The 21,528-nt window shown below is 45.5% G+C and carries 18 protein-coding genes; 14 read left to right on the forward strand and 4 right to left on the reverse strand.

The features are described from left to right. The first annotated feature begins 239 nt into the window (after positions 1-239). From AK966_RS00605 to AK966_RS00660, 12 genes are all read left to right on the forward strand, one after another. Positions 240-1,223 (forward strand): sulfurtransferase, encoded by a 984-nt coding sequence (locus tag AK966_RS00605; protein WP_099078697.1) that lies wholly within the window; start codon positions 240-242, stop codon positions 1,221-1,223. Positions 1,224-1,244: 21 nt separating this feature from the next. Beyond that, entirely contained in the window at positions 1,245-3,026 is a 1,782-nt protein-coding gene (locus AK966_RS00610; RefSeq protein ID WP_099078696.1) for an FAD-dependent oxidoreductase, read from the forward strand. A 10-nt stretch (positions 3,027-3,036) separates the two neighbouring features. Beyond that, the gene (locus tag AK966_RS00615) at positions 3,037-3,807 is read left to right on the forward strand and encodes a (Fe-S)-binding protein (RefSeq protein WP_099078695.1); all 771 of its coding nucleotides are present in this window, start codon (positions 3,037-3,039) and stop codon (positions 3,805-3,807) included. A gap of 24 nt (positions 3,808-3,831) precedes the next feature. Continuing rightward, on the forward strand, positions 3,832-4,509 hold the full coding sequence (locus AK966_RS00620) for a TVP38/TMEM64 family protein (protein ID WP_099078694.1): 678 nt from the start codon (positions 3,832-3,834) through the stop codon (positions 4,507-4,509). 335 nt (positions 4,510-4,844) lie between these two features. Then, entirely contained in the window at positions 4,845-6,002 is a 1,158-nt protein-coding gene (locus AK966_RS00625; protein WP_099078693.1) for an ABC transporter substrate-binding protein, read from the forward strand. 9 nt (positions 6,003-6,011) lie between these two features. Then, positions 6,012-7,721, forward strand: a complete 1,710-nt coding sequence (locus AK966_RS00630; protein ID WP_099078692.1) for an ABC transporter permease — start codon at positions 6,012-6,014, stop codon at positions 7,719-7,721. Then, positions 7,687-8,334, forward strand: coding sequence for an ATP-binding cassette domain-containing protein (locus tag AK966_RS00635; protein WP_099078691.1), 648 nt, complete (start codon positions 7,687-7,689; stop codon positions 8,332-8,334). The genes AK966_RS00630 and AK966_RS00635 overlap by 35 nt, the downstream gene beginning before the upstream one ends. Continuing rightward, positions 8,327-8,938 carry a CDP-alcohol phosphatidyltransferase family protein gene (locus tag AK966_RS00640; RefSeq protein ID WP_099078690.1) on the forward strand — a complete coding sequence of 204 codons (612 nt, stop codon included), beginning with the start codon at positions 8,327-8,329 and terminating at the stop codon, positions 8,936-8,938. Before AK966_RS00635 ends, AK966_RS00640 begins: the two co-directional genes overlap by 8 nt. A gap of 185 nt (positions 8,939-9,123) precedes the next feature. Continuing rightward, positions 9,124-9,603, forward strand: a complete 480-nt coding sequence (locus AK966_RS00645; RefSeq protein WP_099078689.1) for a glycine zipper 2TM domain-containing protein — start codon at positions 9,124-9,126, stop codon at positions 9,601-9,603. Positions 9,604-9,806: 203 nt separating this feature from the next. Beyond that, complete coding sequence (gene norR / locus AK966_RS00650; RefSeq protein ID WP_099078688.1) at positions 9,807-11,336, forward strand: nitric oxide reductase transcriptional regulator NorR; 1,530 nt, start codon at positions 9,807-9,809, stop codon at positions 11,334-11,336. Between the two features lie 174 nt (positions 11,337-11,510). Continuing rightward, entirely contained in the window at positions 11,511-13,172 is a 1,662-nt protein-coding gene (gene hcp / locus AK966_RS00655) for a hydroxylamine reductase (protein ID WP_099078687.1), read from the forward strand. Positions 13,173-13,257: 85 nt separating this feature from the next. After that, on the forward strand, positions 13,258-14,301 hold the full coding sequence (locus tag AK966_RS00660; protein WP_119463344.1) for a hybrid-cluster NAD(P)-dependent oxidoreductase: 1,044 nt from the start codon (positions 13,258-13,260) through the stop codon (positions 14,299-14,301). A gap of 107 nt (positions 14,302-14,408) precedes the next feature. Here the strand turns inward: AK966_RS00660 and AK966_RS00665 are convergent, their stop codons facing one another. From AK966_RS00665 to AK966_RS00675, 3 genes are all read right to left on the reverse strand, one after another. Next, positions 14,409-15,341 carry a class I SAM-dependent methyltransferase gene (locus tag AK966_RS00665; RefSeq protein ID WP_119463345.1) on the reverse strand — a complete coding sequence of 311 codons (933 nt, stop codon included), beginning with the start codon at positions 15,339-15,341 and terminating at the stop codon, positions 14,409-14,411. A 30-nt stretch (positions 15,342-15,371) separates the two neighbouring features. Next, on the reverse strand, positions 15,372-16,064 hold the full coding sequence (locus AK966_RS00670) for a TIGR01621 family pseudouridine synthase (protein ID WP_119463346.1): 693 nt from the start codon (positions 16,062-16,064) through the stop codon (positions 15,372-15,374). A 147-nt stretch (positions 16,065-16,211) separates the two neighbouring features. After that, a complete protein-coding gene (locus AK966_RS00675; protein WP_253252666.1) occupies positions 16,212-17,582 on the reverse strand; it encodes a sodium-dependent transporter in 1,371 nt (456 codons plus the stop codon). A gap of 436 nt (positions 17,583-18,018) precedes the next feature. On the opposite strand from AK966_RS00675, the gene cls reads away from it, so the two are divergent. Both cls and AK966_RS00685 read left to right on the forward strand, forming a co-directional pair. Then, complete coding sequence (gene cls, locus AK966_RS00680; protein WP_099078682.1) at positions 18,019-19,473, forward strand: cardiolipin synthase; 1,455 nt, start codon at positions 18,019-18,021, stop codon at positions 19,471-19,473. A gap of 188 nt (positions 19,474-19,661) precedes the next feature. After that, the gene (locus AK966_RS00685) at positions 19,662-20,867 is read left to right on the forward strand and encodes a cystathionine beta-lyase (RefSeq protein ID WP_119463347.1); all 1,206 of its coding nucleotides are present in this window, start codon (positions 19,662-19,664) and stop codon (positions 20,865-20,867) included. Between the two features lie 40 nt (positions 20,868-20,907). Here the strand turns inward: AK966_RS00685 and AK966_RS00690 are convergent, their stop codons facing one another. Beyond that, positions 20,908-21,465, reverse strand: a complete 558-nt coding sequence (locus AK966_RS00690) for a DNA-3-methyladenine glycosylase I (protein ID WP_172438075.1) — start codon at positions 21,463-21,465, stop codon at positions 20,908-20,910. Positions 21,466-21,528: the final 63 nt, after the last annotated feature.

The raw sequence follows: 21,528 nt of genomic DNA on the forward strand, positions 1-21,528 counted from the left end.
AGATCAAGTTGGCTTCATTATTGTGGAAAACCACAATACCTCCTAAGTGTCAATTTACTCAAAATACTTACCCACTAAGGGCTAGATGCAAGTTCACTCATTTAAGAGTGTTAATACGCCATGAACACTTATGAAAAATTACTAAGTTTATGTGTCTTCGTCTTAGCTTCAACCAGATTCTAACTGCCGAGCTAAGTGACTCGTCAGCAAAACTTTAAATTAAAATATGGAAACAACTCATGAAAAAGTCGACTATTGCGTTGGGTGTGCTCGCGGCTGTCGCAGCCGTTGGTTACTCAACTTACAATACGATGTTCTCTGCTGAGGCTGTGACTGTGGATGCGGCTGCACAAGAGCAGAAATTCACAGAATACGCTCACCCAGAACATTTCATTTCAGCTCAACAGCTCAAAGCAATGATGGACGCAGACAAAGATGTGGTCGTGATCGGTGCGCTAAACCCTATCAAACCGGATCGTCCTATTTCTGGTTCTTACACTATGTGGCGCAACGATTACTCTGCAACGGAAGGTGTTTACGACTTTGAGGGCATGAGCAACAGCGTTGAAGAAATGGAAACCATCCTTGGTCGCTTTGGCGCAACAGCAGACAGCACGATCGTGGTTTACGCTGCGAGCTCTCATCACGATGCCGCTCGCCTTTACTGGCAAATCTACAACTTAGGCCACGACGACATTCGTTACCTAGACGGTGGTTTAAATGCTTGGTTGGGTGCAGGTTTCCCTACTGGTTCTGAAAACCCAAGCGTTGCTGCTACCCAATACGACGCACCAAATGCGAAACAAGAAAACAATGCACTAGCAACGCTAGACATGGTTATCGCAGCACAAAACAACCCAGATTGGGTAATCCTAGATACTCGCAGTAATGACGAGTTCAACGGTGAGGTGGCAGTTTCTGGCGCATTCGGCCCTGGTACAATCCCGAGCAGTGTTCATATCAACTGGACAAAAGCGTTAAACGAAGACACCACACTAAAATCAGCAGAAGAACTGCAAGCACTTTACGGTGACATCATTAAAGGCAAGAAAGTCATTGCTTACTGTCAATCCGGCGTACGTTCGGCTCACACAACCATGATTCTGACCGAAGTTCTAGGTGCGGAAGGCGTCTATAACTACGATGGTTCATGGATTGAATACAGCCACGCTCACTACGAGCAAAAGAATCCTGAAGTGAACGTTATCAACGTCAAGAGCTAATTAAAACGGAAATAGCAGTCAATGAACAATGTAATTTTTAGCCAAAAGTTATACGACACCGCCCAGATGATCATCGATGGCTGTATGGGTGATTCTGATCCAGCATGTCAAACCGCATGTCCAATGCACACGGATGTAAAACAATACGTTCGCATGGCGGGTGAAGGTGACTTCCAAGGTGCGTTAGATCTTATCCGCACCAAACTATTCCTACCTCAAACACTTGGCCGCATTTGTGCACACCCTTGTGAAGCGTCTTGCCGTCGTAACACTGAGTTCGGTCAGCCGATCAGTGTTGCAGGTATCAAACGTTTCGTTGCTGAGAAGTTAGATAGCCAAGACCATTGGGATCTTAACATCGCTCCACTAACCAACAAGCACATCGCTATCATTGGTGCCGGCCCTGCTGGTGCTCAAGCAGCAATTGAGCTTCGCCGCCAAGGTCACGAAGTAACGATCTACGAAAAGTTAGACGTATACGGCGGCATGATGCGCGTGGGTATTCCTGAATACCGTCTACCTCGCGATGTGATCGACTTCGAATACAGCTACTTAGGCATGCTAGGTATTAAGACCCGTTTTGGCGTTGAGATCGGTAAAGACATCAGTTTTGAAGCACTACGAAACGAGCACGATGCGGTGATTCTTGCTCACGGTGCACACGTAGGCTCTATCATTCCTCTACCAGGTCACGACAACGACGGCGTGTTCTCTGCGGTTGAATACTTGAAAGAGATCTCTGAAACCCGCCAATTCCCACGTGCCGGTAAACGTGTGATGGTCATCGGTGGTGGTGACGTAGCGATGGACTGTGCGCGCTCTTCTTGGCGCATCGGTGCAAGCGAAGTGTACCAATGTTCTCTGGAGAGCATGGAAAACCTACCTGCTAGCCAAATCGAAATCGACGAATCACTAGAAGAAAACGTCGTGTTCAACGCAGGCTGGGGTCCGGTTGCCATCGAACATGAAAACGGCAAAGTAACGGGTATCACCATTAAGAAAGTGCTATCTATCTTTGACGAGCAAGGCAACTTTGCACCTCAATACAGCGACGAAAGCAAAACCATCGCAGTGGATACGGTGGTATTCGCAACAGGTCAAATCGTCGCTGACATCACTGACGGCGCACTAGAGCAAACTCGTGGCGGTCGTTATGTTGTCGACAAGCAAACACTGGCTTCTAGCCTAGAAGACGTATTCGTAGCCGGTGATGCGTGCGGCGGTAACATCGTGATTGAAGCGATGGCACTAGGCCGTAAAGCCGCAATGAGTGTTGAGCGCTTCCTAACGTCTCGTCCACTGACTGAAGATCGTGACTTCGAGCAAGAATACAGCTACCAATCTCGTCTAGATGTACCACTTCCAAAAGGTACAGTAGATACCCCTCGCCTACACGGTGAACTACGTGACGCTGAAGAGCGCAAGCAAGATTTTGCACAAGTGGATTTAGGCTTCACTGAAGAGCAGATCAAGCAAGAAGCATCTCGCTGTCTGCAATGTAGCTGTAAGCTATGTATGAGCGAATGTATCATGATGAACGACTTCACGGATTGCCCGAAAACGGCATTCTCTGATTTCGTTAATAACAAGACAATGGATCCGCAACTGGCTTACTCATGTAACGCCTGTGACCAATGTACGATCGTTTGTCCAAAAGATTTCCCAATGAAAGAAATCTTCCTTGGCGCTCGTAACGACTTTGTTAAAGCGAACAATGGCGAATCGCCAATCAAAGGTCACAAGGCAATCAATATGCACCAGCTTCTGGGCTTCTCTAAACTCTTCACAATGGCTAAACGCTAGGTAAACACACATGAGCAATAAAGTATTTATGCCAGGATGCAGTCTGCCATCCTACTCTCCTGAAGGTGTAGCGGCAATTGCACAGCACCTAAAAAACGTGTTCCCAGAGATGGGCGCGGTGCAAAAGTGCTGTGGTAAACCAACCGCAGCAATCGGTCAATACGACAAGTTCAAAGAACGTTACGGCGACCTGCAAGCAGACTTCGACAAGTTAGAAGCCCAAGAAGTGATTGTCGCGTGTCAAAGCTGCTACGGCATGATCAAAAAATCTGGCGGTAAACAAAAGCCAGTATCTCTGTGGAAGCTGCTACCAGAAATTGGCCTACCAAAAGAATTGGTTGGCAAAGCGAAACACAGTGATGTGGTGTTCTCTATTCATGACTCTTGTTCAACTCGCTACGAAAAAGAGCTACAGGACGGTATTCGCTGGATCCTAACTGAGCTTGGCTACAAAATTTCTGAGCCTGAGCATACTCGTGAAAACACTCGCTGTTGTGGTTTTGGTGGCATGGTTGTGCCTGCGAATCCAGATGTTGCTAACCGCGTTGCAGTACGCCGTGCAGAAGAGTTTGAAACTGATAATGTGGTGGTTTACTGCTCGGCTTGTCGTGGCTCTATGATGGGCGTTGGCAAGAAAGCTTGGCACATTCTGGATCTGATGTTTGGTCCAGTCATCATGCAAAACGATGAGCCACCAGTAAACGTACTAGCAAGCCCTGTGAAAGCTTGGTTCAACCGCTACAAATCAAAAGCGGGTCTAATCAAGTGTATGAATGTATAACCATCTTTAAGTGAAGTAAAAACAATGAAATTTGTAAAAATTGCTTTATTAATCGCAGTAGTAGCGCTAGCACTATTTGCAGCAAAACAAACTGGCATTCTTGAGATCATCACTGACATCAAGAGCCTACAAGAGTGGATCGCAAGTTTTGGTGTTTGGGGTTACGCAGTATTCGTAGCAGCATTCGTGTTTGCATGTGTGTTCCTACTACCGGGCAGTGCGTTCACCATTGTAGCGGGCATCGTATTTGGTCCTATCAAAGGCGGTGTGTTAGCGCTGTTTTCTGCAACGCTTGGTGCGGTGGTAGCATTCATTGTGGCACGTTTCCTACTACGTAACACAATCATGAAAAAATTTGGTGATAACCCAATCTTCAAAAAGATCGACGACGGCGTTGCTGCAAACGGCACCAGCTTCTTGATCCTAACTCGTCTAGTGCCGGTATTCCCATTCAGTCTGCAGAACTACGCTTACGGTCTAACGAGCCTGAGCCTTGGAACTTACGCGTTAGTATCCCTACTAACCATGGCGCCAGGTGCTTTCATCTTTGCTTACATGGCGGGTGATATCGCGACCAACGGTGTATCAGCGATGCTGCTTGTTAAGTTCGCGGCGGCAGGTCTTATCCTGTTTGGTATGTCACTGATTCCAAAATATATTGCGAAGAAAAAAGGCATCAACATGGAAGAATTGGCGAAGTAATCCGGTCTATCCATATTGAAACGTTAAGAGTGCGGTTTATCAGGAGCCGCACTCTTTTTCATTCATATCGGTCTGGTCATACTTCAAGCCACCTCTGATTAAGTTTACGGCTAAAATGAGGCGTTGATTGGTATAGCTTCACAAGGCGAGTAATTCTCTAAATCTATTATCAAATTCACATTGATAATAGACCAAGATAGATTACTATCCATATAGAGAAAAAGGATCGTCCATACTATTAAGGCCCTATATTAATTGTCAAAATTAAGCGTTTTTCATTGCATAGAAAAACAAAGCACCAAAATAAAGACAAAGATAAAAAACACGGATTACGTATGAAAAAATTACTGAGCACTTTTGGTATTTTAGCCGCCACTTTCGCTACTTCCTCTTTTGCATCTTCTATTCCGGAAAAATGGCAAGCCATTGAACAGCAGGCAGACGGACAGGTCGTGTATTTTCATGCTTGGGGTGGTAGCCAAGAAATCAACCGCTACATTCTGTGGGCCGGAAAAGAGCTAAAGTCTCGCTACAACGTGACCCTTAACCATGTCAAAGTCACCGATATTTCTGAAACCACAACACGTATCATTGCAGAAAAAGCCGCAGGAAAAAACAGTGGCGGCAGTGTAGACATGGTTTGGATCAATGGTGAAAACTTCAAATCAATGAAAGACAACCAACTGTTGTTTGGACCTTTTGTTGACCAACTACCTAGCTGGCAATATGTCGATAAAACGTTACCGGTTGATGTAGACTTTTCTGAACCAACAGATGGCTTAGAAGCACCTTGGGGTGTCGGTCAATTGGTCTTTATCCATGATGAAGACACGCTGAATAATCCACCACGTTCATTCTCTGAAATGCTGAGCTACGCAAAAGCGTTTCCAAATCGTTTAACCTACCCTCGCCCACCCGAGTTTCACGGCACCAGCTTTATTAAATCACTGCTGATTGAAGTGACAAACAATGCGCCAGAGCTACAACAACCAGTAACAAAAGAAACATTTGCTTCGGTAACTCAACCACTTTGGCGCTACTTAGATGAGTTCCATCGTGTGGCGTGGCGTGGTGGTAAGCAATTCCCTGCAGGTACGGCAGAAAGTGTGCAATTACTCGATGATGGCCAAATTGATCTTGCTGTGACATTCAACCCGAACGCAGTGTTTTCTGCACAATCGAGCGGTAATCTAGCGGAAAGTACCAAAGCATACGCGATGGACGCCGGTGCACTGTCTAATATCCACTTCTTAGCCATTCCATGGAACGCAAACGCAATTGCCGGAGCACAAGTTGCGATTAACTTTTTATTGAGTCCTGAAGCACAATCTCGTAAAGGTGACATCAACATCTGGGGTGACCCTTCGGTGCTAAACAGCCAATACTTAACAGGTACGGCTAAAAACACACAACAATTTAAATCTATCGCAGAGCCCCACCCTAGTTGGCAGGCTGCATTAGAAAAAGAATGGTTGAAACGTTACGGGAATTAATACGAGCACATGTTAAGAGCGCTGTATCTAGTTATTATCGCAGTATGTATTTTGCCGACCATCCCTGGATTACTAGGAGTAATCGTTTCTGCGCTCGGTTACGTACCGCCTATCGGTTTGAACCACTTCTCTCTTGATGGCTTCAATGCGGTCTTTGATTGGGAGGGCGTTTGGACGTCAATTAGCCTGACTTTTTATTCTGCTATTTTTAGTAGCTACCTAGCTTGCTTGATCACGTTTGCGATTCTGCAAGCCTCTTGGGGAAGCAAATTCTGGCGTAAAATTGAACTCAGCCTTTCCCCACTTCTCGCTATACCTCACGTGGCTTTCGCGATTGGTTTTGCGTTCCTATTTGCTCCAACAGGCATGGGGATACGTACACTCAATCAATTGTTTGGATATGACCCAAATGCGCAAACCGTTAACGACTTAGCGTTGCTTATTAAAGACCCTTATGCGCTTGGCCTTATCGTTATGCTTGCTTTCAAAGAAGTGCCTTTCCTACTACTGATGAGCATCCCAATTCTTCAGCATTTAAAAGTAGAAAAAATCGAAAAAGTCAGCCATTCCATGGGCTATACCTCTGCACAAGCTTGGTGGAAATGCGTGTTCCCACAATGGTTTGCAAAGCTACGCTTTCCTATGCTCGCCGTCATTGCTTACAGCTTATCGGTTGTTGATGTCGCACTGATTATCGGTCCAACGAATCCTCCGACGTTTGCGGTGCTAGTTTGGCAATGGTTTAATGACCCTGACCTCTCTTTGTTACCAAGAGCCGCGGCAGGCGCTGTCGTTCTTTTTGTCATCGCAACTCTATTAATTGGTTTTGCTCGCTTGGTGGAATGGAGCATCACCAAAGGCGTCAAGCGTTGGCAATACTCAGGTCGCAGCGGCTTCCGTCTACCAGGAAAAACCTTGTTCGCGGTGATTGCCTTGCTCACACTGTTAAAGGTGCCACTCATGGTAGTATGGAGCTTTTCTCAGCGTTGGCGCTTCCCTGATTTACTACCAAGCCGCTACAGTCTACGCTTTTGGGAATACGAATGGCAAAACATTCTTAGTACGCTAGAACAAAGTATGCTGATTGCTGTCATTAGTGCGTTGATCGCCCTTTTACTTTCACTGATTGCTCATGAATACCGACTGCGTTACCGCTGGCAAGTGCCGGGCTACATCATAGCGGTACCAATGTTGATTCCTCAGCTTTCTGTGTTGTTTGGCATGCAAGTAGCGACACTGTACCTCGATAGCAATGCTTATTTCTTCTGGGTATGTTGGGCGCATGTGTTCTTCGCTTTCCCATTTGTCTATCTCTCTCTTGATGGCCCATGGCGCAGCTTTGATAATGGTTTAACGCGAGTAGCGTTAAGTTTGGGGAAATCACCATTACAAGCTTGGTTAAAAGTAAAGCTACCGATTCTCTTACCTGCGATTGCGTTTGCTTGGGCTGTCGGCATTAGTGTTAGCTTGGCTCAGTACTTACCGACTCTTGTACTGGGAGCTGGCCGTATTAGCACTATTACCACCGAAGCGGTTGCTCTATCGAGTGGTTTTGACCGTCGCGTCACTGCTATTTACGCAATTTGGCAAGCCCTATTGCCGTTGATGTTCTTCTCTTTTGCGATTCTACTTAGTCGTTTACACGTTAAGTATCGCCGGTTGTCTATTAAAGGTTTACTGCCTAATGAGTCTTTGTCTCGAAAACCTCGCCATCCGTAAATCCCATGGCGATATACTTTTTTCTTCTTTCAACCTTACCGTAGAGAAAGGTGAAATTGTGACACTAATGGGGCCAAGTGGTTGTGGCAAATCAACGTTGTTAGATGCCATTGCCGGGCACTTATCAGCTGAGTTCGACTATTCAGGCTCGATCACACTGGATAATCAACGCTTAGACGCTCTACCAGCGCACAAACGCCAGGTCGGAATTCTATTTCAGGATGATTTACTATTCCCACACCTAACCGTATGGGAAAATATTGCGTTTGCTCTACCAAACTCAATTAAAGGTGCAGAGCGTAAAGAGCGTGCAATACTGGCACTTAAGCACCTTTCTTTGACTAAGCTCGCAGAGTCTTTTCCTGACCAAATATCTGGCGGTCAGAGAGCGCGTATCGCTCTTACACGTATGCTACTGGCTAAACCTAAAGTTGCGCTACTTGATGAGCCATACAGCAAACTAGATAAAGATCTTCGCGTTCAATTCCGTAACTGGGTTGTAGAACAGCTACAACATGCGAATATCCCAGCCTTAATGGTGACGCATGATAAAGAAGATATCCCACAAGGCAGTCGTTGCCTAAACTGGCCTTGGGAGACGAACAATGCTTGATCGTTTAAGTATCAAAGTTATTCGTTGGCCATTAACGCAAAGTGCAAAACTGCTCGATAATCGCGGCGTGACCGCGAATCAAATCACATTATTTGGATTTGTACTCGGTTGTTTTGCCCTACCCGCATTGGTCACCGAACAATACACGCTCGCTTTACTGTTCATTTTACTCAATCGAGTCTGCGATGGGTTGGATGGCGCATTAGCGAGAATACAAGGCATCACCGATGCCGGTGGTTTCCTCGATATCAGCTTGGATTTCCTATTTTATTCGCTGATCCCATTTGGCTTTGTACTGGCAAACCCAGAGCAAAATGCCGTTGCCGGTGCGTTTTTGATTTTTTCATTCATCGGCACTGGCAGCAGTTTCTTGGCCTTTGCCATCATGGCTAGCAAACGCGGTATCGATAATCCGGTGTACACGAACAAGTCTCTCTACTATATGAGCGGTTTAACGGAAGGTACCGAGACTATTGCCTGCTTTGCGTTGCTCTGCTTGTTCCCACAACATTTTGATGTCATTGCCTACATTTTTGGCACCGCATGCTGGTTTACGACATTTACTCGTATTTATTCGGGCTTCCATACTTTGAACTCAGAATAAAGTCATGGCTCATACCTGAGCCTCCTCGATGTGCGGATTCCATGTAACGCTCTTAAAACTGAAATTAAACCTCCCTTGTATATAAGTTATTGTTTGCCATGACTTACCGCTTTCTCTTTGATATTGCAGCAGAAAGCAAATCTTACTTCTATACTCTTTGAGTAATGCGATCATTTGGAGGTTACATGGTAAGACACAATAGTTTTCATTTAATTCTCATATTTTCCCTAGCTTCATTAGCAGCTGGCTGTACTTCGCCAAACCCATATGGCGACGCCTATGGGTCGCAAGAAACCCGTACCGTACAGCAAGTTTACTATGGCACAATTGAAAAGGTCGCCCCCGTGACGATTGATGCGTCGACCCAAACTAATACCATTGGGACCATTGCAGGTGCAGCCATTGGCGGCATTTTAGGTTCGAAGATTGGTGGTGGCTCAGGCTCTGACATTGCGGCCATTGGTGGCGGCTTACTCGGAGGATATGCGGGTAGTGAAATTGCAGGGGAAGCAGGTAAACGCAACGGTGTAAACCTAACCATTCGTTTGGAAGATGGAAAAGTCATCTCTATCGTTCAAGAGGTGGACCCCAACATGATTTTCCAGCCCGGCCAAGCAGTACAAGTTAACGTAGCCGGTGATAGTGCAAGAGTGGTCCCCCGTTAATACGTATCACACCAAAGATAGTTGCATTCATTAGCTAAACAACACAGGCAAATGCCATTATTGCGTTTGTCTGTGTTGTCATTTTCCAATGTTTCACCACCTTTCCTCTGTCGTCAATGGGACATCAATCACACATGCCTAACGATGTGAAAACAACATCACTCTGTTAGTATTGCCTCATCCACATTTTTTATGAGTATGTTATGCCCCTAGCCTTCGACCAAGTTCTACTGAATATCGCCTTAAACCTCAGCTCAAATCGCTCTCATGAACAGCAATATCAAAATTTAATTGATGGTGTCACTCAGGTGTTCCCTTGCGATGCAAGTTGCCTGTTTATCTTCGACGAAGATGACTTTCTTACGCCCGTCGCAGTCAAGGGGTTATCGCCTGCTGTATTAGGGCGACGCTTCTTTCCCAAAGCACATCCTAGGCTGGAGGCAATAATACAAAGCCGTGAGCCCGTACGTTTTGATGCAGATTGTTCACTCCCCGATCCTTTTGATGGCACCCTACTAGCACAAAACCAGTGTATCGATGTCCACGATTGTATGGGGTGCAGCTTATATGTTGATGGACAACTTGTCGGTGCGCTCACGATGGATGCGCTTGCGATCGGCGCGTTTGATGATATCGACCCCGTCACCATGGAAACTTTTGCCGCTTTAACCGCTGCAACCTTGCGCAATATTTCTCAGTTAAAAGCACTCAAAGCACAGAACCAAAAGCAAAAAAGTGTCACTCAAACACTGATCCAGCAAGCACGCTCACAACATGGCGAAATGGTAGGATTAAGCCCACAAATCAATCAACTGCGTAATAACATTGCCACCGTTGCTCAATCAGATTATGCCGTTTTAATCACAGGAGAAACGGGAACAGGTAAGGAACTAGTGGCGCACTCGGTGCATGCGCAATCTCATCGCAGCGACAAGCCGATGATTTACGTAAACTGTGCAGCACTGCCCGAAGGGCTCGCAGAGAGTGAGTTATTCGGCCACGTCAAAGGGGCGTTTACCGGCGCAAATGGTCACCGAGCAGGTAAGTTTGAACTGGCCGACGGTGGTACGATTTTTCTTGATGAAGTCGGTGAATTACCGTTAATTTTACAAGCAAAACTACTGCGTGTGATTCAGCAAGGCGAACTGCAACGCGTAGGTAGCGATCAACATTTACTGGTCAACGTACGCATTATTGCAGCGACCAATCGGCAATTAGAGAAAGAAGTCGAAGCGGGCACCTTCAGAGCTGACTTATTCCACCGTTTAAACGTATTTCCGATTAAAGTGCCGCCATTACGCAATCGTGATGGTGACATTCCGGTTTTAGCGGGTTACCTGTTGGAAAAAGTCCGTCAACAGTTCAACGCACCAAATCTTCATGTACACCCTAAAGTGTTGAGCCAATTAGAGTCTTTACCTTGGTATGGTAATGTTCGTGAACTCGAACATACATTGACCCGCGCCGCTTTACATTCCATTCAACAAGGCGCAAGTACCATCATGTTGAATCACTTTGATACCTCCACTGCACTTAATGATGTAAAAAACACATCAAGCCATTTCCCCCAAAAAAGTCAACCAATGAGAGAGCTGGTGGAACGCTATCAACGTGATTTAATTGAACATGCTTTAAACCAAACGGGTGGAGTGTGGGCAAAAGCCGCCGAATTTTTACAGATGGATCGTGGTAATTTGTATCGAATGGGTAAAAAACTCGGAATCAATAAATAAGCAGCCCGCAAAGCACGATGTGATTATAACATCACTCATGTTGTATTAATTACATCAACCCCTTATTTGCTAGTAAAGTTTGTTGTTATATTTCAAAAACTTAAAGTCTGGCACGCATTCTGCTATCTAGTGATAAATAAAACGACTATTACGATACTCACTGGAGAACCCAATATGTTCTGTATTCAATGTGAACAGACAATCCAAACCCCAGCTGTAAAAGGCTGTTCTTTCGCACAAGGTATGTGTGGTAAAACGGCAGAGGTTTCTGATCTACAAGACGTGCTTGTTTACGCTCTGCAAGGGGTTTCTTTTTGGGCGTCACGCGCACTTGAATTCAACATCATCAATGATGAAATCAACCAATGGGCACCGCGAGCATTCTTCTCAACCCTAACGAATGTTAACTTCGACCCAGAACGTATTCTAAAACTGACATCAGACGCAGAAGCATACAAGTCTCTACTAAAGACGGAAGTCATGGCCGCTGCAACGTTAGCGAATCAGCCTCTTTCGGACATTCCTGCCGTAGCGAATTTCGAGCTACCAGCCTCAGTCACGGAAATATTAACATTCGCACCACAGGTGGCGGTTAACCGTGGTAAAGACCAAGTACATGAAGACGTGATCGGATTACGCTTGCTTTGTCTATACGGCCTAAAAGGCGCGGCAGCTTACATGGAGCATGCTCGCGTTCTTGATCAAACAAGCAACGACATCTACGCAGAGTACCATGAGATCATGGCGTGGTTAGGTACCGACCCTGAAGATTTAGGTGCACTGCTTGATTGCTCAATGCGCATTGGTCTGATGAACTACAAAGTGATGGAAATGCTAGACCTAGGTGAGACAGCGACCTTTGGTCACCCTGAGCCGACAACCGTTAACGTTAAACCAGTGAAAGGAAAATGTATCCTTGTTTCTGGCCACGATCTGCATGACCTTGAAAAAATTCTTCAACAAACGGAAGGCAAAGGCATCAATGTATATACCAATGGTGAAATGCTCCCTGCACACGGCTACCCAGAACTGAAGAAATACCCTCATTTAGTTGGCAACTACGGCAGCGCATGGCAAAACCAACAGAAGGAATTTGCTAACTTCCCTGGTGCCATTGTGATGACATCTAACTGTCTGCTTAACCCAAATGTAGGTCAATATGCAGATCGTCTATTCACTCGTAGCATTGTTGGCTGGCCAGGTATCGCGCATCTTGAAGGTGACGATTTCAGTGCTGTGATTGAGTGTGCACTTGCACAACCAGGCTTCCAACACGATGAAATCGAGCACAACATCACGGTCGGTTTTGGCCGCAATGCATTAATGAACGCTGCACCTGCTGTTATCGATCAAGTGAAGCAAGGCAACATCAAACACTTCTTCCTAGTCGGTGGGTGTGATGGCGATAAATCAGAACGTAGTTACTACACAGATTTCACTGCCGAAGCACCAGAAGACACGCTTATTCTGACACTTGCGTGTGGTAAATTCCGCTTCAACAAAAACACGTTCGGCGACATCAATGGTATCCCTCGTCTATTAGACGTTGGTCAATGTAACGATGCTTACTCAGCAATCCAACTTGCACTGGCGTTGGCTAAAGAGTTCGACTGTGATATCAACGAGCTGCCGCTAACACTTGTATTATCTTGGTTTGAACAAAAAGCGATTGTTATTCTGCTAACGCTATTCGCGCTAGGCGTAAAAGGCATTTACACAGGCCCTACGGCGCCAGCATTCCTGACGCCTAACTTGATTGCTATCATTCAAGAGAAATTTGACATGCGTAGCATCAGTAACGTTCAGGATGATCTAAAAGCCATTTTAGCGGCGTAATTCTCCCGTCTATAACACGCCCCCTTCGTTGGGGGCCTTTTAATAGAATTAACTGTAGAAAATAGTCATAACCAAAGAGATTTTTATGTTTTTTGAATGGCAAGGCAGTCAACCTGTCACGTTACGCTGTGTTGATAAATACCATGAAACACCGGATGCAGTGAGTTTAAAGCTGGCAGATTTATCTGAGTCACTTCTATTCGAATTTAAACCGGGTCAATTCATTAATCTGGGTGTTGAGATTGACGGAAAAATGGAATTTCGCGCCTACTCGCTTAGCTCTCGTTCTGGTGAAGATTGCCTGCAACTCACGATTAAACGCGTCGAAGGGGGTAAAGTATCCAATTACATTGTCGATAAACTTCTGATTGGCGATACCCTTCAGGCCTTGCCACCGACGGGGGAATTCAACTGTATTGACCATCCACCGGCTTTTCATGATGGGAAAAAGAAAGCATTACTCATCAGTGCAGGCTGTGGCATTACCCCAGTGTTCGCAATGGCAAAGCATTGGCTGAACAATAATGAAGAGGTTGACGTTGAGTTCTTGCATATCGCGCGTTCTCGGCAGGAGACCATCTACTTTGATTTGTTAGAAACCTACCACGCTGCTTACCCCAATTTCCACTTGAAGCTGCTACTTAAACATGGCGGTGAAACCCCATACCCTGAAGGGCGTTTAAATGTCGAGTGGTTATTAAAGCTAGTGCCAGATGTTAAGCAACGCACTGTCTACCTTTGTGGCCCGAACCAGTTCATGCTCGACGTTCAAGGCTATTTAAATGAACTCAGTTTCGATATAGAAAACTTCTATCAAGAGAGCTTTACCCCAGCACGAAATGAAGATACTGAAGTATCTGACGAAAAAGCGACCGTATCCGTGCCTGATTTCGCTCAAAGTATCAATGCGAAAAAAGGCCAGGTGTTAGCGGAGGCGTTAGAAAGTGCGGCGTTGCCTTTGATAGTCGCGTGTCGAAGCGGTATTTGTGGCTCTTGTAAGTGTAAAGTTCATAAAGGTAGCGTTTCTTCCACCAGCCTTGAGACTCTAACACTGGAAGAGATTGAACAAGGCTATGTATTGGCTTGCTCTTCTACGATTGAGTCCGATCTTGAAGTACAAATTAGTTAAGCCCCTATTTCATCGATCAAAAAGCGCCGCGAACGGCGCTTTTGATGGCCAGAGTGCTCCTAGAGATTCCCTAAAAGAAGGGATGACCAACTAAAGAGGCGTTAAACTCAGCTGAACAGCAGCACTTTTAAAGCCGCTTCGCTATCGACATCCATAAACTCGGGTGGATTATCCAAACGTTCACGGAACGTTAGCGCCGGCGCTTCTTCCTTCATACTTTCAATTAAGAAGTCGCTGGTTACCGACGGAGAGTTCACACACGCAAGCACCTGACCACCGTCTGCCAACAAATCAGGCAAACGACGTAGAATTTTTTTGTAGTCTTTCGTCAGAGCAAAGCTGCCTTTTTGGAATGATGGCGGATCAATGATGATCAAATCATATTGTCCTGCTTTCTTGATTTTTCCCCACGATTTGAAGATATCATGGCCCAAAAAACTGACTTGGCTAATGTTGTGGCCATTAAGAAGATGATTTTCACGGCCTTTCGACAATGATGCTCTTGCCATATCCACGTTAACCACTTTATCCGCGCCACCCGCAATAGCAGCGACCGAGAAGCCACAAGTGTAAGCAAACAAATTTAGTACATTCTTATGCTTCGCATGTTCACGCACCCAATCGCGCCCATAGCGCATATCTAAGAACAGGCCAAAATTTTGGTTACGCCCGATATCCAGTTGGTATTTAAGCCCACTCTCTTCCACGATAGGTCGCGAGTTTAGCTCCCCAACTAGCGCTTCTGAAGGAGTCCCATCCGCATAGCGATGCTGAATCACTATTGCGCAACCTTGTTTGTCCGACCACCGTTGGGACTGAGCAAGCGCATGTAGGCCACTTTTCAACTCGGTAAGAAAAATCTCATCCACCGGTTTAAATAAGTTAATGATCAATTGCCCTTGCAACCAATCACAAGTGATTTGTTCTAGGCCTTCAAAACGGCGACCGCGACCATGAAACAGTCGACGAATTTCATTCGGAGCTTGTGCCAGCTCCGCTTCAAGGTGCTGAAAAAACAGCGGAAGTTGTGATGCTTGCATCGAAATCTCTTATCTATCTTATTTCTAAGTTTATTTGATCGTTGGCCAGTTCAATTCCCACGGACACAACCAGCTATCAATGCCCTGAACAACAATCTCAGAGTGCCACTTACTGCCTAGCGCTTGGTAATCACGAGGGTCGCAAACAAAGCGAAATTGTTCATCTTGAAAACTAAAGCATAATGAGAATGCATGTAGGTAACCACGATCAGCTTCATTACCTGCATTATAGATAGCATCACCAACAATGCCTGAACCAACAGACTTTAATGCCACTCGAATTTGGTGTGTTTTACCGGTATGAGGTTTACATAAAAACAGACGTTCACCCGGTTCTGCGGCTAGGGAGAAAAACTGTGTAATAGCAGGATTTAGCTTGCTGTTAACCAGCTTCCAGGACGAACGGCGTGATCGCTCCATATCGCCAATAACTAACCCTTGCTTTTTCTTTGGTTTTTTCGAACTGATCGCCAAATAGTATTTTTCAACTTTGCGCTGAGCAAAGGCTTGAGATAATGCGCTGGCAGCTTTAGCGTTGCGTGCGAGCAGCAAAATACCCGACGTCATCTTATCCAGTCGGTGAACGAGGTAGAGCTGCTCATCCCCACTCTGCTTTGCGACTTCTTGAAGCAACATCGTGTCCCCGTCATCTTTGTGGACCGAGACGTTTGGGTGCTTGTTAATGACAAGAAAATCTGGATGGGTATATAGGATATCGAACATAAAAAACTGGCTCTCCGTTGGAGCCAGAAGTATACCTATTCTAATTGATTAGGCGAACTTAAACTTTCTAGCTCCATCTTTGTGACCGTAAGCTTATCAACAAAAAAGGGCCTCAACAGAGGCCCTCACTTACTTAAAATTTACTCACTATAGCTTCTTCGAGAACACGCCAGCCAATGCAATGATAGCGATACCCAACATCATGATTTCGCCTTTGCCACTGTCGAATCCAGACTTAATTCCCATGAATGCCACAATAGCGATAGCAAAAGGAATAATGTATTTAACTAGGTTGTACCATAGACCAAATAGTGGGAAAGATACTTCACCATCGTTTGTGATTTCCTTCTCTAAGTCTGCACGGTTTAGACGCCAACCTGCAAAGATACACACTAACATACCGCCAACCGCTAGGAAGATCTTATCCGTGAGTAAGTCGAAGATATCGAATGCGCCTGTACCAAACAGTGTCGGACCAACGCCGCCCAGTGATAGCGATGCGAATACACAAAGGGTTGCCATAACCGCACTTGCTGACAGCACCGCTGTTGGGCGCTTCATGCCTTTTTCGTCGATTAGGTAAGAAACCACCACTTCAAGTAACGATACCGAAGAAGTGAGTGCCGCTACCGTTAGACCGACGAAGAACATAAGAGCAAATAGAAGACCAATTACGCCGCCCATTTCAGCAAATAACTGAGGAACAACCACAAAGACTAGACCAGGACCGGCTGCAGGCTCCATCCCGAATGCGAACATTGCTGGGAACATCGCCACACCCGCAAGGATCGCAACGCCAGTATCCATCGCTGTCACCATACCGGTAGTTTGAACCAGGTTCTCTTTCTTCTTAAGGTACGAGCCGTATGTCAGCATACAACCCATACCAAGACTGAGCGAGAAGAATGCTTGGCCAAGTGCTGCAAGAACAACACTGCTGTCTACTTTAGAAAAGTCCGGCATGAACAGGAACTCAAGGCCTGCCATCGCGCCTGGTAGCATCAGACCTTTCACTGATACGACAATCAGGATAAGGAATAGCAGCGGCATCAAAATTTTACCTGCCTTCTCGATCCCCCCAGAAATGCCTTTCATTACAATTAGGATGTTTAGGAAGAGGTAAATACCCATCCACATTAGTGGTTGTAGCGGTGCAGAAATGAAACTACCGAAACTGTCACCAATGGCATCCGGTGTGCTTAGAAGACCGCCAGCCACTTTAAAGATGTAAGCCAACGCCCAGCCACCTACCACAGGATAGAAACCCATGATCAATAGGCCACTAAATACTCCTAGGACACCAGTAAATGTCCAGCGGCGATCAGTTGATTTAAAAGCGCCTACTGCCGAGAGTCCTGTCTTACGACCAATAGCGAATTCAGTGAGCATTACGCTAAAGCCAATAAAAATAACAAAGAGCAAGTAGATAGCAACGAATGCGCCACCGCCACTCTCACCTGCTGTGTAAGGGAATTTCCATATATTGCCTAAACCAACAGCGGAACCCGCTGCTGCCATTACGAAGCCTAGTTTAGACCCCCACGTATCACGTGGTGCTGCTGTATTAGTTGTAGCCACGCTTTTTCTCCGAAAAATGTTTGTTGTGTTTGCAGACTGAATAGGCGTCTAAAATATGTTAGTGTAAAAATAAATGTACACCTTGTGCAAAGTTTGTATGACGCTCTATATATGGCCAGTAAAACAGTTTCAATTTAAAATTGAAACCCCACTTAGCATATTTATCGAAAAAATGTTTCATTATTCAGGTTAAATGCTGAAATTTTGCTCATTTCTTAACATTTTGTTCAAATTGTCATCATTTGATGACACAACATGTCGAAAAATTACTTCACCTATCAACACCAACGGCCCATTTCCTTCATAACGTAATAACAGTTTCCAGAAGCATGATTTACGCTTAATATTCATATTAAGGTTTCTATTTTGAGCATATATGGACAAGTTCTATCACTTTCTTACCCTTGTTGGTATTGCCCTGTACTGGCTCCTCGTCGCTGGTGTCACGATTCGCGTGGTTTTAAAGCGTCGCGCTGTCAGCGTTTCTCTTGCCTGGCTCATGATTATTTACATACTTCCAGTACTTGGCGTCGGCTGCTATTTCCTATTTGGTGAACTTAATCTGGGTCGCAAGCGTGCAGAACGCGCGAAAGAGATGTTCAAACCATTTCAACAATGGTTTACCCAGCTAAACGATTGTAATGCCCATACACCGGAATCCATGGGCCGTCATATTTACCGTATTGACGAACTGTGTAATAACCGTCTTGGTTTACCTGGATTGAGCGGCAACACACTTTCACTTCAGCAATCCCCTGATGAGATTCTGCGTTCTATCATTCATGACATTGAACACGCACAATTCAGCATTCGCATGGTTTTCTACATTTGGCATCCTGGTGGTCTGGCTGACGGGGTTGCATCCGCTTTAATCCAGGCCTCTAAACGTGGCGTCGATGTAAAGCTACTGCTCGATTCCGCTGGTAGCCCTCGTTTCTTCCGCAGTCCTTGGTACAAAATGATGAAGGAAGCTGGAATCGATGTTGTGCAAGCGCTAGAAGTTAAAATGTGGCGTATGTTCTTACGCCGCTTAGATCTAAGGCAACACCGCAAAATCATCGTCATTGATGATGAGATTGCTTATACCGGTTCAATGAACTTAGTCGACCCTGCGTTTTTCAAACAGGACAGTGGCGTTGGTCAATGGATTGATATAATGGTGCGTATCACAGGACCGACGGTAAACGTGTTAAGTGCGATTCATTGCTGGGATTGGGAAGTAGAAACGGGAGAGAGAGCGCTGCCTAAACACCCAGAATGCCGAATTGATAGTGAGGAGTTTCAGCACCCTATCCAAGTTGTGCCATCAGGACCCGGGATGCCTGAGTATCTCATTTATCAGGTATTAACGTTGGCGATTAACCAAGCGAACCATTCCGTAAGGATTACCACACCTTACTTTGTGCCAAGTGCCGACCTGCTAGAAACACTTAAGATGACGGCTCAACGTGGGATTAATGTCGAACTGATTATTCCACATAAAAATGACTCAATGATGGTGCAGTGGGCATCACGCGCGTTTTACAGCGAACTACTTACTGCCGGAGTAAAAATCTACGAATTCTACGGTGGATTACTCCACACCAAATCGGTGGTAATCGACAATCAGTTCTGTCTTGTCGGTACCGTCAATATGGACATGCGCAGTTTGTGGTTAAACTTTGAGGTAACGCTAGCAGTAGATGATGAAGCGTTCACAAAACAGATGTCCACACTTCAAGATCGCTATATCAATCAGTCTCATACGGTTCAGTTAGATGAATGGAAAAAACGCACTATCTTTTCTCACTTCTTAGAGCGCATTTTCTACCTATTTAACCCATTACTTTAGAAACTATCCACTCACTTAGATCATTTCAAAACCGACGGCCACAAGCGGTCGGTTTTGTCTCCTCCCTCCCCCTCGGTTTCATCCACCCAAATCCTCTGACAAGTGACGCAGATTTGACTTTTCCCTTGCCAAGCACAGCGAGTCCATGTTTTAAATAATAAAAATCGTTAATTAGACAGGGAAATTTTATGTCAGAGGGCAAAAAGACGAAATTCGTCACCGCAGGCCGCAATAAGAAATGGACCAACGGGGTGGTAAATCCACCCGTGCAACGTGCGTCTACCGTCGTATTTGATACGGTCGCGGAAAAAAACCAAGCGATGATTAACCGTGCTAACAAAACATTGTTTTACGGCCGTCGCGGCACCCACACACATTTTGCTTTTCAAGATGCCATGGTCGAAATCGAAGGTGGTGCAGGTTGTGCGCTTTACCCTTGTGGTACTGCTGCTATTTCTAATGCCATTCTGTCTTTTGTCGAAACGGGTGATCACATTCTTATGGTAGATACCTGTTACGAACCAACCCGTGATTTCTGTGACACCATTATGAAAAAAATGGGCGTCGAAACCACTTACTTCGACCCAGTGATCGGAGAAGACATTCGAGAACTGATCCAACCAAACACCAAAATACTTTTCTTGGAGTCTCCAGGCTCGATCACCATGGAAGTGATCGATGTCCCGACCCTAGCTGACATTGCCCATGAACAAAACATCATTGTGATGCTCGACAACACGTGGGGAGCAGGCGTGAATTTTGCTCCATTTGAACACGGTGTGGATATTTCAATTCAAGCGGCAACCAAATACATTGTTGGTCACTCAGATGTCATGCTCGGCACGGCGGTAGCCTCAGAAAAGTACTGGCCGCAGCTGCGCGAACAAAGTTACCTAATGGGACAGTGCGTTTCTCCTGATGACGCCTACCTTGGCTTGCGTGGTATTCGTACTCTGGATGTACGTTTACGCCAGCATGCAGAGAGCAGTCTGAAAATAGCTCAGTGGCTAGAAAGCCGCCCTGAAGTGGATCATGTCCGCCACCCTGCTTTGGAGACCTGCCCTGGACATGAACTCTTCAAGCGTGACTTCACTGGTGGGAACGGTCTATTTTCATTCGTGCTTAAGTCCTCTTACCCAAAAGCCACCACCGCTTTACTTGATGGTATGAAACATTTCAGCATGGGTTACTCATGGGGTGGTTTCGAAAGCTTGATTCTCGCCAATGAACCAAAGAGCTTCAACAGTTTGCGTACGGTTGCAAATCCAAACTTTGAAGGCACCTTGATTCGTCTGCATATCGGTCTGGAAGATGTGAATGACTTGATAGCCGATTTAGAAGCGGGCTTTGCTCGATACAACGCTTTAGCGCTAGAGAAAGAAAGGTCCTTATAATCCTATCCATCTAGCAATAATGTCCTCAATGCTTGGGGCGTTATTGCTTTTGGGGACAACCGATAACGTGATCATCCACCATGCCGACTGCCTGCATAAACGCATAACAAATCGTTTCACCAACAAACTTAAAGCCTTTCTTTTTGAGGAACTTGCTCATCGCTTTGGATTGCTCAGTAGATACAGGTACTTCACTCATATCTTGCCAATGATTAATGATTGGCTTCCCATCAACAAACTGCCATAGCGCTTGCGATAAGCTACCATACTCCTCAATTAATTGATTTGCTGCTTTTGCATTACTGAATACTGAATTGATTTTTCCTCGATGCCTCACCACATCAAAGTTCTCAACAATATACTCCGCACGCGCTTCGTCTCGCACAGCCAAGGCATTGAGATCATAGTGCTCAAATGCTTTTCGGTACCCTTCGCGCTTCTTAAGAATGGTTATCCAACTCAACCCTGCCTGAGCGCCTTCAAGGGTAATAAATTCAAATAGTACCTTGTCATCATAAACTGGCACCCCCCACTCTTTATCGTGATACTCTCGCTCAAGGGGGTGATTCATCGCCCATGCACAAGTTTTCTGTTCCATAATTTGCTCCTTATAAAAACGCCCCTAACAGTTAGCCAGAGGCGCTTTGAATATCCTTGCTAA

The sequence above is a fragment of the Vibrio sp. PID23_8 genome, assembly GCF_003584965.1.
Taxonomy (GTDB): domain Bacteria; phylum Pseudomonadota; class Gammaproteobacteria; order Enterobacterales; family Vibrionaceae; genus Vibrio.

What these genes read in the sequence shown, in the direction of transcription:
- AK966_RS00605 (WP_099078697.1), top strand. Translation starts at nt 240, where the DNA reads ATGAAAAAGTCGACTATTGCGTTGGGTGTGCTCGCGGCTGTCGCAGCC.
- AK966_RS00610 (WP_099078696.1), top strand. Translation starts at nt 1,245, where the DNA reads ATGAACAATGTAATTTTTAGCCAAAAGTTATACGACACCGCCCAGATG.
- AK966_RS00615 (WP_099078695.1), top strand. Translation starts at nt 3,037, where the DNA reads ATGAGCAATAAAGTATTTATGCCAGGATGCAGTCTGCCATCCTACTCT.
- AK966_RS00620 (WP_099078694.1), top strand. Translation starts at nt 3,832, where the DNA reads ATGAAATTTGTAAAAATTGCTTTATTAATCGCAGTAGTAGCGCTAGCA.
- AK966_RS00625 (WP_099078693.1), top strand. Translation starts at nt 4,845, where the DNA reads ATGAAAAAATTACTGAGCACTTTTGGTATTTTAGCCGCCACTTTCGCT.
- AK966_RS00630 (WP_099078692.1), top strand. Translation starts at nt 6,012, where the DNA reads ATGTTAAGAGCGCTGTATCTAGTTATTATCGCAGTATGTATTTTGCCG.
- AK966_RS00635 (WP_099078691.1), top strand. Translation starts at nt 7,687, where the DNA reads ATGAGTCTTTGTCTCGAAAACCTCGCCATCCGTAAATCCCATGGCGAT.
- AK966_RS00640 (WP_099078690.1), top strand. Translation starts at nt 8,327, where the DNA reads ATGCTTGATCGTTTAAGTATCAAAGTTATTCGTTGGCCATTAACGCAA.
- AK966_RS00645 (WP_099078689.1), top strand. Translation starts at nt 9,124, where the DNA reads ATGGTAAGACACAATAGTTTTCATTTAATTCTCATATTTTCCCTAGCT.
- norR (WP_099078688.1), top strand. Translation starts at nt 9,807, where the DNA reads ATGCCCCTAGCCTTCGACCAAGTTCTACTGAATATCGCCTTAAACCTC.
- hcp (WP_099078687.1), top strand. Translation starts at nt 11,511, where the DNA reads ATGTTCTGTATTCAATGTGAACAGACAATCCAAACCCCAGCTGTAAAA.
- AK966_RS00660 (WP_119463344.1), top strand. Translation starts at nt 13,258, where the DNA reads ATGTTTTTTGAATGGCAAGGCAGTCAACCTGTCACGTTACGCTGTGTT.
- AK966_RS00665 (WP_119463345.1), bottom strand. Translation starts at nt 15,341, where the DNA reads ATGCAAGCATCACAACTTCCGCTGTTTTTTCAGCACCTTGAAGCGGAG.
- AK966_RS00670 (WP_119463346.1), bottom strand. Translation starts at nt 16,064, where the DNA reads ATGTTCGATATCCTATATACCCATCCAGATTTTCTTGTCATTAACAAG.
- AK966_RS00675 (WP_253252666.1), bottom strand. Translation starts at nt 17,582, where the DNA reads ATGGCAGCAGCGGGTTCCGCTGTTGGTTTAGGCAATATATGGAAATTC.
- cls (WP_099078682.1), top strand. Translation starts at nt 18,019, where the DNA reads ATGGACAAGTTCTATCACTTTCTTACCCTTGTTGGTATTGCCCTGTAC.
- AK966_RS00685 (WP_119463347.1), top strand. Translation starts at nt 19,662, where the DNA reads ATGTCAGAGGGCAAAAAGACGAAATTCGTCACCGCAGGCCGCAATAAG.
- AK966_RS00690 (WP_172438075.1), bottom strand. Translation starts at nt 21,465, where the DNA reads ATGGAACAGAAAACTTGTGCATGGGCGATGAATCACCCCCTTGAGCGA.